This is a genomic window from Flavobacterium sp. PL002 (assembly GCF_054165825.1).
On record NZ_CM135110.1, the window covers coordinates 638874 to 653014 of the forward strand.

14 protein-coding genes are annotated in these 14141 nt (G+C 32.1%); 6 read left to right on the forward strand and 8 right to left on the reverse strand.

Annotated elements, in window-relative coordinates; all coding sequences use genetic code 11:
- Nucleotides 1-41 precede the first annotated feature (41 nt).
- On the reverse strand, nucleotides 42-2465 hold the full coding sequence (locus ACVEGE_RS02765; RefSeq protein WP_192501503.1) for a TonB-dependent receptor: 2424 nt from the start codon (nucleotides 2463-2465) through the stop codon (nucleotides 42-44).
- 57 nt (nucleotides 2466-2522) lie between these two features.
- Nucleotides 2523-4223: a M23 family metallopeptidase gene (locus ACVEGE_RS02770; RefSeq protein ID WP_370566994.1), complete on the reverse strand. Its 1701-nt coding sequence runs from the start codon at nucleotides 4221-4223 to the stop codon at nucleotides 2523-2525.
- A gap of 174 nt (nucleotides 4224-4397) precedes the next feature.
- Here ACVEGE_RS02770 and ACVEGE_RS02775 point away from each other — a divergent pair, with 174 nt between their 5' ends.
- The 3 genes from ACVEGE_RS02775 to rny all read left to right on the forward strand — a co-directional run bounded on the left by ACVEGE_RS02775 (nucleotide 4398) and on the right by rny (nucleotide 6759).
- Nucleotides 4398-4688 carry a hypothetical protein gene (locus ACVEGE_RS02775; RefSeq protein WP_173852882.1) on the forward strand — a complete coding sequence of 97 codons (291 nt, stop codon included), beginning with the start codon at nucleotides 4398-4400 and terminating at the stop codon, nucleotides 4686-4688.
- 6 nt (nucleotides 4689-4694) lie between these two features.
- Nucleotides 4695-4988 carry a cell division protein ZapA gene (locus ACVEGE_RS02780; protein WP_173852881.1) on the forward strand — a complete coding sequence of 98 codons (294 nt, stop codon included), beginning with the start codon at nucleotides 4695-4697 and terminating at the stop codon, nucleotides 4986-4988.
- Between the two features lie 211 nt (nucleotides 4989-5199).
- Entirely contained in the window at nucleotides 5200-6759 is a 1560-nt protein-coding gene (gene rny, locus ACVEGE_RS02785) for a ribonuclease Y (RefSeq protein WP_192501477.1), read from the forward strand.
- A 238-nt stretch (nucleotides 6760-6997) separates the two neighbouring features.
- On the opposite strand, the gene xerD is transcribed toward rny, so the two are convergent.
- Together xerD and ACVEGE_RS02795 are read right to left on the reverse strand one after the other, a co-directional pair.
- Nucleotides 6998-7894: a site-specific tyrosine recombinase XerD gene (gene xerD / locus ACVEGE_RS02790; RefSeq protein WP_192501476.1), complete on the reverse strand. Its 897-nt coding sequence runs from the start codon at nucleotides 7892-7894 to the stop codon at nucleotides 6998-7000.
- A 76-nt stretch (nucleotides 7895-7970) separates the two neighbouring features.
- Nucleotides 7971-8603, reverse strand: a complete 633-nt coding sequence (locus ACVEGE_RS02795; protein WP_192501475.1) for an outer membrane beta-barrel protein — start codon at nucleotides 8601-8603, stop codon at nucleotides 7971-7973.
- A 325-nt stretch (nucleotides 8604-8928) separates the two neighbouring features.
- On the opposite strand from ACVEGE_RS02795, the gene ACVEGE_RS02800 reads away from it, so the two are divergent.
- Together ACVEGE_RS02800 and ACVEGE_RS02805 are read left to right on the forward strand one after the other, a co-directional pair.
- Nucleotides 8929-9471 (forward strand): porin family protein, encoded by a 543-nt coding sequence (locus tag ACVEGE_RS02800; RefSeq protein WP_192501474.1) that lies wholly within the window; start codon nucleotides 8929-8931, stop codon nucleotides 9469-9471.
- 72 nt (nucleotides 9472-9543) lie between these two features.
- Nucleotides 9544-9960 carry a type II 3-dehydroquinate dehydratase gene (locus tag ACVEGE_RS02805; RefSeq protein ID WP_192501473.1) on the forward strand — a complete coding sequence of 139 codons (417 nt, stop codon included), beginning with the start codon at nucleotides 9544-9546 and terminating at the stop codon, nucleotides 9958-9960.
- A gap of 20 nt (nucleotides 9961-9980) precedes the next feature.
- Here ACVEGE_RS02805 and ACVEGE_RS02810 read toward each other — a convergent pair whose 3' ends face one another.
- From ACVEGE_RS02810 to ACVEGE_RS02825, 4 genes are all read right to left on the reverse strand, one after another.
- Nucleotides 9981-10856 (reverse strand): cation diffusion facilitator family transporter, encoded by an 876-nt coding sequence (locus ACVEGE_RS02810; protein ID WP_192501472.1) that lies wholly within the window; start codon nucleotides 10854-10856, stop codon nucleotides 9981-9983.
- 88 nt (nucleotides 10857-10944) lie between these two features.
- Nucleotides 10945-12255 (reverse strand): UDP-N-acetylglucosamine 1-carboxyvinyltransferase, encoded by a 1311-nt coding sequence (gene murA, locus ACVEGE_RS02815; RefSeq protein WP_192501471.1) that lies wholly within the window; start codon nucleotides 12253-12255, stop codon nucleotides 10945-10947.
- A gap of 100 nt (nucleotides 12256-12355) precedes the next feature.
- Nucleotides 12356-13060, reverse strand: a complete 705-nt coding sequence (locus tag ACVEGE_RS02820; RefSeq protein WP_173852872.1) for a DUF4290 domain-containing protein — start codon at nucleotides 13058-13060, stop codon at nucleotides 12356-12358.
- Nucleotides 13061-13149: 89 nt separating this feature from the next.
- Nucleotides 13150-13434, reverse strand: a complete 285-nt coding sequence (locus ACVEGE_RS02825) for a DUF493 family protein (RefSeq protein WP_192501470.1) — start codon at nucleotides 13432-13434, stop codon at nucleotides 13150-13152.
- A 146-nt stretch (nucleotides 13435-13580) separates the two neighbouring features.
- Between ACVEGE_RS02825 and ACVEGE_RS02830 the strand changes: the two genes are divergently transcribed.
- Nucleotides 13581-14120, forward strand: coding sequence for an AAA family ATPase (locus tag ACVEGE_RS02830; RefSeq protein ID WP_192501469.1), 540 nt, complete (start codon nucleotides 13581-13583; stop codon nucleotides 14118-14120).
- Nucleotides 14121-14141 lie beyond the last annotated feature (21 nt).

A 14141-nucleotide genomic window follows, 5' to 3' on the forward strand; every position in this document is an offset into this window, starting at 1 on the left:
CTTAAAACACCCATAAAACACTACAGACAATTCCAAAACTGCTATAATTTAGCGCTCAACTTGATATTAAAAACTCTAGTAGTCATGTAATTGGGTATTGCGTATTCGTTTTTAGAATATACATCCCTTACAAACGTATTCGTAATTGCATTTTGATTATTAAAAAGATTAAAAATTTCGAATCCTAAGGCCAACTCTTTAAAATTTTTAAAAAGAGTACTATTTGGTTTCAAATTAGCACCATCAATAAATACTTTAGAGAAACCAACATCCACTCTACGATAATCATTTAGTCGGTTTTGATACAAATAAGGATCAGCATAAGCAGGTGAACCGCCAGGCAAACCAGTATTATAAACCATATTTAAATATAACTTAACACTAGGAATATTAGGCATATAATCTTGAAATAAAGCACCAAATTTCAATCTTTGATCTGTAGGGCGTGCGATAAAACCACGATCAGCACTATTTTCTTCTGTTTTTAAATAACCAAAACTAAACCAAGATTCAGTACCTGGCACAAATTCACCGTTCAACCTAACATCTATACCTTGTGCGTATGCTTTTGCATTGTTAGATGCTGCATATCGTATTCTAACATTATCAATGGTATAAGTATTTACATCTGTCAAGGTTTTATAATACACCTCAGATATTAATTTAAAAGGGCGTGACCACATTTTAAAACTGTAGTCATTACTTAAAACAATATGAATGGATTGCTGTGCTTTTACATTTGGCTGTACTACCCCATCTGCAGCACGTAACTCTCTATAAAATGGCGGCTGATGGTACACACCTCCCGAAATTTTAAATACCATGTCCTTTTCCCAATCTGGTTTTATGGCAAACTGTGCTCTGGGACTAAATACAAACTGATTATCACCATTGATAGCATTACCTGAAACTTGCCAATTATGAAAACGCATTCCAGCATTATACCATATTTCACTATTACCTATACTGCTTTTTTTACTCCATTGTATATATCCAGAAAAACGGTTTATATTATTAAAGTTTTTAGCACGAATGTTTTGATATGGCGCAAGTGGTCCTGAGTAAATCGTGTAAGGTTCGTCTTTTTTTAAAAAATCTAAATTAGGGGCACTAACCGAGAAACCAGCCGAATCAATTACCTCCCATTCAATTATGCGATCTCTAATTGACTCCCTAGTATATTTTACTCCCCACTCAAGCACATTATCATTCCAATCATGAATTCCTTTCAATTCAATATTCGCAATAAAAGCATCCAGATCATTGCGTGCATGACTATATTGTGAACCAATTCCTGCCGTATAATTTACATCACCATACGTATCCGAACCAATATTAGCATCTACATTACCCAAACGGTACTGCGCTAAAATATCAAAATGCTCTTGCTCTTGCGTATGAAATAAGGATGTAATTAGTTTTAAAGTAAAATTTTCGGTTGGTTTGTAAGTAGTTTTCAAAGCACCAAAATACGTATCATATTTGTCTTTTTCCTGCCCTTCATAAAAAACCGAAAGTGTGATAGGATTATCGATTGTACCAAATTTTGTTTGCTTTGTTAACGGACTATAATCGTACTTATTTTGAGAAATATTTCCTAAAAAACTCCACTGCCATTTGGCGGAAGCCTTATAATTTATATTTGTTTGAATATCTACAAATGAGGGCGTGTAATTCGTTTCGGTATCTTGACTATTTACTAATAAACTATTATTTCTATAACGGACACCTGTAATTGCAGACCATTTTTTATTTTTAGAAACAGCATCAATCGCTAGGCTTCCGCCAAGAAAACTCGCCTCCATTGTTGCCGCAAAATTCGTAGGTACTCTATAAGTAATATCTAAAACCGAAGATAGCTTATCGCCAAATTTAGCTTGGAAACCACCCGCAGAAAAATCAACATTTTTCACTAAATCGGTATTAGTAAAACTCAGTCCCTCTTGCTGACCAGACCGAATTAAAAAAGGACGAAACACTTCAATTTCGTTAACATAAACTAGATTTTCATCATAATTCCCACCACGAACAGCATATTGAGTACTTAATTCATTATTAGAGTTTACTCCCGCTAATGTTTTTAAAATATTTTCGATTCCAGCATTAGCACCAGGAATTTTCCGAATCATTTCAGGAGAAATAATTGTTACCCCTGTCGTATTTTTCTTTTCGTTAGTGGTCACAATCACTTCGCCCATTTGCTCCTGTTGATCACTCATTAATAAATTAAACTCATACTGTTCATTTGTCTTTAAACTCAAAGAAACAGTTATTTTCTTTAAAGAGATATGAGTAAAAACTAAAGTAATTTTTTTATTTGCAGGAACAAACAAAGTATAATATCCGTTCTCATTTGTTTGCGTAACCAAGTCTGATGCCGTAACATTCACGTCACTAACAGCAAGGTTATTTTTATCTAAAACAATCCCTTTTACCCTAGCAGTTTGGGCAAAAACAGGCATCATTGCCCAAAATAAAATTAAAACAAAAAAAAGTTTATTGGTATTCAAGTTTTTCTATTATTATTGTTGACTTCTAAAAAAATGTGTCTCAAAGGTACTTGAATTCCCTACATTATCAATTACAATCACTTTTAAATCATTTGCTCCTTCAGCAACTATTCCGTCACTAAAATCATGGGTGATTTTTCGGGTTTTATAATCATATTCAAATAAAATCCAATTTCCATTTAAATAACCGTTGTACGATTTTAAACCGGATCCGCTATCACTTATACTAAGTTGGATTGTTTTTTGTTTGCTAATCCACTTCCCTTCTACACTACTCGTAATTGCAATTGAAGGCGGTGTAGTATCAGTAGCTAATTTAAACTTACCTAAAGTCCTTACTTTTGCCGAAAAAACATTGCCTTTAACCCAAGTATAATTGTAACCAACTCTGCCTCTACTGTCTATATCAGCAATAAATACTTTTTCTTTTTGCTCGTCAGTATAGGAATCATCAGTAATAGAAATCGTAAAATTAGATTGCACTGGAATGGCATCATCACCCATATACAAGGTATTTCCTTTTACATTAAAATTCATATCAAAATCATCGTAAAAAGTTCCTGCAGGTAAAAACACACTCATATTGTCTTTTGTAAAAATATTATCCTTCGCTACTTTTACAAAATAATCTGAATACACAACTTCTTTCTCGACGATAGGATTTGTTAAATCATAAGTTATAGGAACCGTAATTACATTTAAGTTTCCAAAAAAATCAGAAACTTCAATACGATACACCGAAGCTAAATTAGGTTTAACATCAATAACTCCGTTAGTCGCATCTGTTTTAATAATACTTAAAGGATACGGCGTTTTCATAAATAATTTTTGAACGCGTTGGTAGGTTTGCTTGTATTTTGGATAATCAATCAATGCATTAATATAACGCATTTCATCAAAAGAGTAAGTATCTAATTGATATCCAAAACTTTCTTTACCATTTAAATAAGTCTGTACTTTATAAACCCCATTTTTATTATAGGAAACATTATCATAATCTTCAGCTGTAATTCCGAAACCAATTTTTCCATTTGCCTTCACGCTAGTTGCTAAATAAGTACCATCTTTTTGCAAAGAAAGACTCAACAATAATGGTCTTTTAGATTGATTAACTACGGCTTGATCTTCAACAGGATAAACATACAATGCAGAAATTACAGGCTTTTTAGTATCCCTAATTTCTTTATCAAAACCAAACAACAAAGGATTAATAATTTTTTCTGTTTGACTGTCTCTAAACTCAAAATGAAGGTGCGGACCTTGAGAAGAACCTGTATTTCCTGAAAAAGCAATTACCTGACCTTTACGAACTGGCAACTCATGAGGTTTTAAAAATAACTCAATTTCAAAAGCCTTCTCCTTATAATAAGCTTTGTGAATATAATCTAAAATTTCAGCGTCAGCATTTTGCAAATGACAATATACTGATGTGTATCCATTAGGGTGTGTTATGTAAATTGCTTTACCGTTTCCGTAAGGGGACATCTTAATCCTAGACACATAACCATCTGCGACAGCATGAACCTCTAGTCCTTCACGTTGTAAAGTTTTAAAATCAAAACCAGTATGAAAATGATTGGGACGTAGCTCCCCAAAATTACCCGATAACTGAACAGGAACATCTAGAGGCAGTCTAAAATAATCCTTAGGATAGTTATTTTGTGCGAAAATACTAGTGGAAAGCACTAAAAAAAAAGTCAAAAATCTCATCATATACATTTTTGCTAAGGTAAAAAAAGTAATTCGTTTAACTTTATAAAAAAACACTTTTCGTAATCAATTACTAGACAATAGTTTGACTATTTTAGAATAAAAAAACGAATAAAATATTGTAATAATAAAAACTAATACTAAATTTGTAATATTAAGTAATGAAAAGGAAATATAATGAGTGTAATTGTAGAAATAATTGATACTCTTGAAAATAAAATTGAAAAACTCATATTAAAAATAAAAAGTTTAGATAAAAGCAATCAAGAAATAAAGGTCGAATTAACAAAATCTGCAGCTATCATACAATCTCAATCAAATGAAATTGAAGCACTTAAAGCGCAATATGAAACACTAAAAATTGCCAACTCATTACTAGGCAGTGACGATAATAAAAGAGATACAAAGCTTAAAATAAATTCATTAATTCGTGAAATTGATTATTGTATAGCACAACTTTCAGATTAACAAAATATGGACGAAAAGCTTAAAATTAAAATATCAATCGCAGACAGAGTATACCCATTAACAGTGGATTTTGCTCAAGAAGAAGGACTCAGGAGTGCTTCTAAAAAGATTGATGTGATGATGAAACAATTTGAAGAAAATTACGCTGTTCGTGACAAGCAAGATGTTTTAGCCATGTGTGCGCTACAATTTGCTTCTCAAGTAGAACAAAAACAAATAGATAATGCAATCAATGGAGATGAGACTATTGAAAGAATTAAAAAATTGAATGCGCTTTTAGATCAATATCTCGACAATTAAACGTTCTTTACAGAAACTAAGATACTGCCTACATTAGTTCATATTTGGTAAACTCAACACTAACATTTTAGAATGGGCGAATCATCACTACTAAAGCATGCCACGCTCCGGCGAGGAAACTTGAACAGTGAGTTAGCTCAAAACTTGTCTTTTCGAGTTTATACAATAAGACTAATGTAGGCTTTTTTTATATATAAATTTTAAACAAACCATGGACATATTAACGATCATTTCAGGAATTATAGGTATTATTGTCGGTTTTGGTATAGCCAAAATCATTGAAAAAAGCAACATCTCTAATTTAATTAAGAACGCAAAAAAAGAAGCTTCCTCTATCTTAAAAGATGCTAAAGTTGAAGCCGAAAACATAAAAAAGGATAAAATCCTTCAAGCGAAAGAAAAATTTATTGAACTTAAATCGGAACACGAACAAGTAATTCTTTCTAGAGATAAGAAAGTTGCTGAAGTAGAAAAAAGAATTAGAGACAAAGAATCCCAAATTTCTAACGAATTATCGAAAACTAAAAAAGTTAACGATGATTTTATTAACAAGACTAACGATTTTAACGCTAAAATTGACGTTTTAGATAAAAGACAAATTGAAGTAGACAAATTACATCAAAGTCAATTACAGCAATTAGAAGTAATTTCAGGACTATCTGCTGAAGAAGCTAAAAATCAATTAGTAGAGGGACTAAAATCCGAAGCTAAATCTAAAGCAATGTCTCATATTCAAGATACTATTGAAGAGGCTAAGCTTACTGCGCAACAAGAAGCCAAAAAAATCATCATTAACACGATCCAGAGAGTTGGAACAGAAGAAGCAGTGGAAAATTGCGTATCTGTATTTAATATAGAATCTGATGATGTTAAAGGTAGAATTATTGGTCGTGAAGGTAGAAACATTCGCGCATTAGAAGCTGCAACTGGAGTTGAAATCATTGTTGATGATACACCTGAGGCAATTATTCTTTCTTGTTTTGACCCAGTACGTAGAGAAATAGCACGTTTAGCTTTACACAAATTAGTAACTGATGGACGTATTCATCCTGCACGTATTGAAGAAGTAGTTGCTAAGACTACAAAACAAATTGACGATGAAATTATTGAAGTAGGAAAGCGTACGGTTATTGACTTAGGAATTCACGGTTTGCACCCAGAATTAATTAAAGTTGTAGGACGTATGAAATACCGTTCTTCTTACGGACAAAACTTATTGCAACACTCGCGCGAAGTATCTAAACTTTGTGGAATCATGGCAGCTGAACTTGGATTGAACGTAAAATTAGCTAAGAGAGCTGGATTATTACACGATATAGGAAAAGTTCCAGATGCAGAAAGTGATTTACCTCACGCATTATTAGGAATGCAATGGGCTGAGAAATATGGTGAAAAAGAAGAAGTTTGCAACGCTATTGGAGCGCATCATGATGAGATAGAAATGAAATCATTATTATCTCCTATTGTTCAAGTTTGTGATGCAATTTCAGGAGCTAGACCAGGCGCAAGACGTCAGGTATTAGACTCTTACATACAACGTTTAAAAGATCTTGAAGAAGTAGCTTACGGATTCACAGGAGTAAAAAATGCCTATGCTATTCAAGCAGGTAGAGAGCTACGTGTAATCGTTGAAAGCGAAAAAGTATCTGATGATAATGCCGCAAATCTGTCTTTTGAAATTTCACAAAAAATTCAAACAGAGATGACGTATCCAGGTCAAGTTAAAGTAACTGTAATTAGAGAAACTAGAGCGGTGAATATCGCTAAATAAAAGTTTATTCAAATAGAGATTAAAATACAAAAGCACTTCAGTTTAACTGAGGTGCTTTTTTTTGTGAATAGCACAATTTAGCACCTCTTCAGTATACTACATGTTATTTATAAAAAAGAACATTTTAAGATACAGAACGGAATCAGGAATCAGTATTACATCTCAATTAAGCTAGATGTTACAACAACTAAGCCGAACTATATTATACTGATTTTTAGTAAAAAAAACGAACTGAACACTATTTTCTGGGATGAAACTCATTAACTACTTTAGCCAAAAATTTTCGATCTAAGTGTACATAGATTTCTGTTGTTGTTATAGACTCATGCCCTAACATTAATTGAATGGAACGTAAATCAGCACCGTTCTCTAACAAATGAGTAGCAAAAGAATGACGAAAAGTATGTGGGCTAATTTTTTTTCTTAATTCAACTTTTACAGCTAGATTTTTTATTATAGTAAAAATCATTGCTCTTGTTAACTGTCCCCCTCTTCTATTTAAAAACAAGGTATCCTCAAAACCTTTCTTTATGTTGACATGTAATCTAATTCCGTTCTTATAGAATCCGATATATTTTTGAGCCAAATCACCTATGGGAACAAAACGTTGTTTATTTCCTTTGCCAGTGACTTTTAAAAACCCCTCTTCAAAGTACAAATCAGATATCTTTAACTCCACCAATTCTGACACGCGTAATCCACAACCATACAAAGTTTCTAACATAGCACGATTCCGTTCGCCCTCATTTGTAGCTAAATCTATCGCACTAATAAGCGAATTAATTTCAATGACAGATAATGTATCTGGTAATTTTCTAGCCGTACGCGGAGTTTCAATAAGTTCAAGCGGATTATCTTCTCGAAAATCTTCAAAAATAAGATAGCTAAAAAAGCTTTTTAACCCCGAAATAATCCGGGCTTGGGATCGTGCATTCACCTGACTAGAGACTGCATAAATAAATTGCTGTATCGTTTCCTCTTCAATTTTTATTGGTGAAACTTCAATATTATTTTGATCTAAAAACAAACGCAAACGTTCTATATCAAAAGAATAGTTTTCAATAGTATTCTTTGACAGGCCTCGTTCTATTTTTAAATAGGATTGAAAATTTTTAATATAAGTACTCCAATTCATAGTACAAATTAACGCATTTTAAACGCATAAAAAAACCTCCCAGTTGGGAGGTTTTAAATATTAAATAATATAAGTATTAGAAAATATATCCAACACCAAAGCTTCCTGTAGCGAATGGATTAGCTACATTTCCATTTAAATCAAAACCGAATTGTGAAGTACTTTTAGCACCAGCTACATCTGGTTTTGAAGAGCTGTAACTTAAAATATTTCTTAAAGAAAAATTCAATACTACACACTTAGTAACAAAATAATTGATTCCAAGACCCGCTCCTGCTGAAACACCATTACTTTTATTCTCAATAGGTCCTAGTTCGTACTTAGAATTCGCAAAGTTAACTTCTGCATCAGCATACGTTTTAAATCTCTTACCTAATTCTAAGAAATAATAACGACCAAAAACACCCGCATTAAAATTTGAATTTTTACCAGCATCAGTTCCACTAACTTTAGTTTTATCGCTACCAAGACCTAACTGAACACCTAGTACAAAATTATCTGCTAAAAAGTATCCCACTTTAGGAGTAAATGAGAAATTATTGACTTTAGTTTCCGTATTTTTATCATTAGAAGAACTAAAACCTAAGTTACCTTCTACAAAAATATCTTCCTTTGAAAATCCAAAGTTTTCACCTGATTGATCTCCACTTTGCGCATTTGCAAACCCAAAAGCAAAAACCGCAGCAACTGTTAAAATAATTTTTTTCATTTGATTTTTTATTTAATTTTTTGAGAAGCAAATATATAATTATTCTTATAAATTAAACTATGAAAAAAATTAAATAAATATAAGAAATTAACTATAATAAAGTAAAATATAATGTAAGTAATTATTCAACAAACACTTAAGGACTTTAATTATCACTAAATTTAGTGACTTCTTAAAATAATAATTTATGAACAAATTAACAAGTATTTACTTATAAATACAAAAAATTACCATTAAAATCTTAAAACAATAAAAAATAATTTCACAACATTGCACACACTAAAGAGTTCTATATTGCATCGACAAACAAATAACATTTAATATTATGAAAAAAACATTTATAATTGCAGGAACCCTTTTAGCTATGTCATTTAGCGCACAAGCACAGTTGGTTAAAATTGGTATTAAAGGTGGATTAAATTACGCCAATATAAACGGTCCTGAAATTCAAACAGATGCAATAACAAGTTTTCATGCAGGTTTAGTTACAGAAATCAAAGTTACAGATAGATTTGCTGTACAGCCAGAATTATTATACTCTACACAAGGGGCTACATACAAAAATGCGTTAACTGAATTTAAAAATGAGTTAGGGTATTTAGCCATTCCAGTTTTAGCTAAAGTTTACTTAAATAAAACTATAAGTTTAGAAGTAGGACCTCAAGCCTCCTTTTTATTAAGTGAGAAAAATAATGTTGATATTAAGGACTCTAATACATTTGATTTTTCTGTAAATGCAGGATTAGGTGTGAAAATTACAGAGAACTTCTTCCTTCAAGGTCGTTATAATTTAGGTCTTACTGATGTATCAAAAGATGCTGAAACTAAGAACTCTGTTGTACAAGTTTCTGCTGGTTTCTTTTTCTAAAATAATAAAAAACATTTTATAAAAACCGTTCTATTATTAGAACGGTTTTTTTATTTTTACAAAAACAGAATTATGAAAATTTGCATCATTAATGGCCCAAATCTAAACTTATTAGGAAAAAGAGAACCTGAAGTTTATGGTAGTCTGACTTTTGAGGAATACTTCACTTCATTACAAATAAAATTTCCTGCAATTGATTTTGTTTATTTTCAAAGTAACATTGAAGGAGAACTAATTGATAAAATTCAAGAATATGGTTTCACTTATGATGGAATCATCTTGAACGCGGGAGCGTATACGCATACCTCTATAGGAATAGGTGACGCAATTAAAGCGATCACAACAGCCGTTATTGAAGTACATATATCCAATACTTTTTCAAGAGAAAGCTTTAGACATCAATCCTATATTTCTGGTAACGCAAAAGGAGTTATATTAGGCTTTGGTCTAAAGAGTTACGAATTAGCAGTACACTCCTTTGTGCTTTAATTTCTAAACCTAAATTATATTTATTCATAAAAATCTGGCTCTACATGAATCAAAACATTTCCCAATTGAGGTATTTGATCTTGCAATGTGTCTTTTAGATTATGAGCTAGATCGTGCCCCTCTTTTACAGATATAGTACCATCTACAACAGCATGAAGATCAACATGAAATTTCATTCCTACTTTTCGAATATAACATTTCTCGGTATCTATGATTCCTATAACTGTTCCAGAAACTTTTCTAATTTCAGCAATGAGATCATCATATAAGTGCTCATCCATAATTTCGCCTAGAGCGGGTCTAAAAATAAGATAGCTATTATAAAGTATAAAAAAAGAAGCAAATAGTGCAGCCCAATCATCAGCAGACTCATAACCTTTACCCATACAAAGTGCGATTGTGATTCCGATAAAAGCCGCTACAGAAGTAATTGCGTCACTTCTATGGTGCCAGGCATCTGCTTTAAGCGATGAACTATTTGTCTCAATACTTTTTTTCATTACTAGTCGAAAAGAATATTCTTTCCAAATAATAATTACCCCCAAGACAATCAACGTCCAAGGTTTAGGCAAACCATGCGGTTTCTGGATATTTACAATACTTTCATAAGCAATAATTGTAGCCGAAGTAATTAGAAAACCAACCACCAAAAAAGTAATTAAAGGCTCTGCTCTACCATGACCATAAGGATGATTCCTATCAGCAGGTCTGTTTGAATATTTGATGCCAAATAAAACTAAGAAGGAAGCAAAAATATCTGTAGTCGATTCAATTGCATCTGCGATTAAAGCGTAGGAGTTTCCAAAAAAACCAGCAAACCCTTTTATAATAGCTAAACAAGTGTTTCCTAAAATACTAAAATAGGTTGCTTTTATTGCTGTTTTTTCTGAGGACATAAGAATAGGAAATTAAAAATCGTTTAAATAAAACTTTTAGCGTGAACAAAAGAATTATTTAAACGATTAAAAAAAAATGATTTTTATATTATGCTCGAACAATGTTTGCTCCAATAGCTCTTAATCTTTCGTCAATTCTTTCATATCCACGATCAATTTGTTCAATATTTTGAATTGTACTTGTTCCTTTTGCTGAAAGCGCCGCAATCAACAAGGAAATTCCAGCACGAATATCTGGAGATGACATGGTTGTTGCTTTTAATTGAGACTGAAAATCATGCCCCATAACTACCGCTCTATGCGGATCACACAACATAATTTTTGCACCCATATCGATTAATTTATCGACGAAGAACAAACGGCTTTCAAACATTTTTTGGTGTATCAGCACATCTCCTTGCGCTTGAGTTGCCACAACCAAAACAATACTTAGTAAATCAGGCGTAAATCCAGGCCAAGGTGCATCAGCAATAGTTAGGATTGAACCGTCAATATCCGTTTTAATTTTATAACCATTTTCATGAGAAGGAATATATATATCATCTCCTCTTCTTTCTAATGTTATTCCAAGTTTTCTAAACACACTAGGAATCACTCCTAGATTATCCCAACTTACATCTTTAATCGTAATTTCACTTCTAGTCATAGCAGCAAGACCTATCCAACTCCCTATTTCGATCATGTCAGGAAGAATCCTATGCTCGCAACCGCCTAAACTGGTAACTCCTTCAATAGTCAATAAATTTGATCCTACACCAGTGATATTAGCACCCATAGAATTCAACATTTTACAAAGCTGTTGTAAGTACGGCTCACATGCTGCGTTATAAACTGTAGTCTTTCCTTTAGCAAGAACTGCAGCCATAACAATATTTGCCGTTCCTGTAACAGATGCTTCATCAAGCAACATAGCCGCTCCTTGTAAACCATCTGGAGCTTCTACTCCGTAAAAGTGATCTTCTCTATTGTATCTAAATTTAGCACCAAGATTTATAAAACCTTCAAAATGGGTATCTAAACGTCTTCTTCCTATTTTATCTCCTCCTGGTTTTGGAATATATCCTTTTCCATAACGAGCTAATAATGGCCCAACAATCATAATGGATCCACGTAGTGAACCACCTTCTTTTTTGAAAGCTTCTGTTTCTAAATAATCAATATTGATATCATCAGCTTGAAAAGTATATGATCCTGGTCCGTTTTTTTGAATTTTAACTCCCAAGTTTTCTAATAAAACAATCAGTTTATTAATATCAATAATATCTGGAATATTATTAATCACCACTTTTTCCGAAGTTAAAAGAACAGCACACAATATTTGTAATGCTTCATTTTTTGCTCCTTGAGGAGTAATTTCTCCTTTTAATCGAATGCCTCCTTCTATTTTGAAAATTCCCATATATTACTTTAGAGTTATAAATTATTTAGTTATCATAATTACAAAAAAACATTTAAAAAATCATGTAGCCTTTATAATAATGACGATTAAATCAATAGTATTATTGTTTTTTATATTTTGGTTTACCCACTTTTGCATTCTTATTGCTTTGAATTTTTGGTTGTCCAGCGGGAGAAATTTTATTCGAAATTCTCTTATTAGTACGCAATAAATCAGTGGTATTTAAAAGCTCTTCCGAACTTTGTAACAAATTTAGCTTTCCATCAGACAGTTCGTAAAGATGTTCAAAAATAACATCATCTTTAACAGTGTCTTTGTTCCAACTTAAATAAGACTTCTTCATATGGTTTGCAATCACTTTGACTAATGCATTTTTCATATCTCCATCATCCCATTTATTTGCAACATCAATCATGTACTTGATGTTATTTCCATAATACCTGTATTTTGGAAAATTTTGAGGATATTTTAATACATCAGGCTTTAATTGCAATACTTCGCGTGAAGGAATAGGATATGGAGACTCCACATCTAATCTAAAATCAGACATAATAAACAGTTGGTCCCAAAGTTTATGTTGAAAATCCAATACATCTCTTAAATGTGGATTTAAACTCCCCATCACCTGAATAATATATTTGGCTGCCTTGTTACGCTCTTCACTATCTTCAATAGCTGTAGCTTGATCAATCAGTTTTTGCAAATGGCGTCCATATTCCGGAATAATTAAATGTGATCTCTCCGCATTATATTCCAGATGATGAACAACATCATTTGCATTTTCTTTAGTATATTTTGAATTCATATTTGAATTTTATTTTGAAGCAATACAATATATTAATAATTTTTAAAATAGCAAATAAATGCTTGTTTACCAAATCATCATATTATTCTCTATAACGATACAATACCTTCTATTGTAGAAACTTCTTGGTATTTCTCAATTATTTCTTGTGCGCTTTTCATAGTCACATCTACAGAAATACTTGTAAACTTACCTGTTTTTGATTTTGTAGTTTTAATCACTGCTCCCATACAATCAAATGCAAGGCCAACGCGCTCTACATTATCTGCTACTGATGGAACAATAAATTTAAATAAATACAAAGCTGGCCAATCATTACTTCTGTCCAACTCTGCTTCTAACCTGTCGTAGAATTCTTCGGTTTTCTTATCCATTTTTTGTAAAAAATTAAAGCAAAGATACGTTTTCAAACGCAAAATATGAATTCTGAAATATGAATTTTTATATAAACTGACATTTTATAGCCTCATCTTTTCAATTTCCAATAAGTTTAAGTAAGTTTGCTCCTTATTTCCAAAAAGTGCATAAAGAAATCATCATAATTATCGGCGGTCCTGGAACAGGAAAAAGTACTCTTATTGACGGATTAATAACGAAAGGTTATTGTTGCTATCCCGAAATTTCAAGAGAAGTTACTCTAGAGGCAAAAAAACAAGGAATCGAACAATTGTTCCTTGAAAAACCTTTATTGTTTAGCGAACTTTTACTTGAAGGCAGAAAAAAACAATTTATTAGCGCTCAAAATGAGCCGCACGAAGTTGTTTTTATCGATCGCGGAATCCCAGACGTACTTGCTTACATGCACTACATTGGCGACAGCTACCCAGCCTCTTTTGACGCCATTTGTAGAGAATACACCTATTCTAAAATATTTATCTTACCTCCATGGGAAGAAATTTATGTTAGTGATGACGCACGTTATGAAAATTACGAGCAGGCAAAACTAATTCAAAATCACCTTATAGAAACTTACAATGGTTACGGTTACAACCTTATTGAAGTACCAAAAGATACTGTAGATAACAGAATTCTTTTTATATTAGACAAAATTTCGGGTTAATTGTATTTTCCTTTTTATCGA

Bases quoted from the DNA above. Each gene is read 5' to 3' on its own strand.
- ACVEGE_RS02765 (WP_192501503.1), bottom strand. From the start codon at position 2,465: ATGATGCCTGTTTTTGCCCAAACTGCTAGGGTAAAAGGGATTGTTTTA.
- ACVEGE_RS02770 (WP_370566994.1), bottom strand. From the start codon at position 4,223: ATGATGAGATTTTTGACTTTTTTTTTAGTGCTTTCCACTAGTATTTTC.
- ACVEGE_RS02775 (WP_173852882.1), top strand. From the start codon at position 4,398: ATGAGTGTAATTGTAGAAATAATTGATACTCTTGAAAATAAAATTGAA.
- ACVEGE_RS02780 (WP_173852881.1), top strand. From the start codon at position 4,695: ATGGACGAAAAGCTTAAAATTAAAATATCAATCGCAGACAGAGTATAC.
- rny (WP_192501477.1), top strand. From the start codon at position 5,200: ATGGACATATTAACGATCATTTCAGGAATTATAGGTATTATTGTCGGT.
- xerD (WP_192501476.1), bottom strand. From the start codon at position 7,894: ATGAATTGGAGTACTTATATTAAAAATTTTCAATCCTATTTAAAAATA.
- ACVEGE_RS02795 (WP_192501475.1), bottom strand. From the start codon at position 8,603: ATGAAAAAAATTATTTTAACAGTTGCTGCGGTTTTTGCTTTTGGGTTT.
- ACVEGE_RS02800 (WP_192501474.1), top strand. From the start codon at position 8,929: ATGAAAAAAACATTTATAATTGCAGGAACCCTTTTAGCTATGTCATTT.
- ACVEGE_RS02805 (WP_192501473.1), top strand. From the start codon at position 9,544: ATGAAAATTTGCATCATTAATGGCCCAAATCTAAACTTATTAGGAAAA.
- ACVEGE_RS02810 (WP_192501472.1), bottom strand. From the start codon at position 10,856: ATGTCCTCAGAAAAAACAGCAATAAAAGCAACCTATTTTAGTATTTTA.
- murA (WP_192501471.1), bottom strand. From the start codon at position 12,255: ATGGGAATTTTCAAAATAGAAGGAGGCATTCGATTAAAAGGAGAAATT.
- ACVEGE_RS02820 (WP_173852872.1), bottom strand. From the start codon at position 13,060: ATGAATTCAAAATATACTAAAGAAAATGCAAATGATGTTGTTCATCAT.
- ACVEGE_RS02825 (WP_192501470.1), bottom strand. From the start codon at position 13,434: ATGGATAAGAAAACCGAAGAATTCTACGACAGGTTAGAAGCAGAGTTG.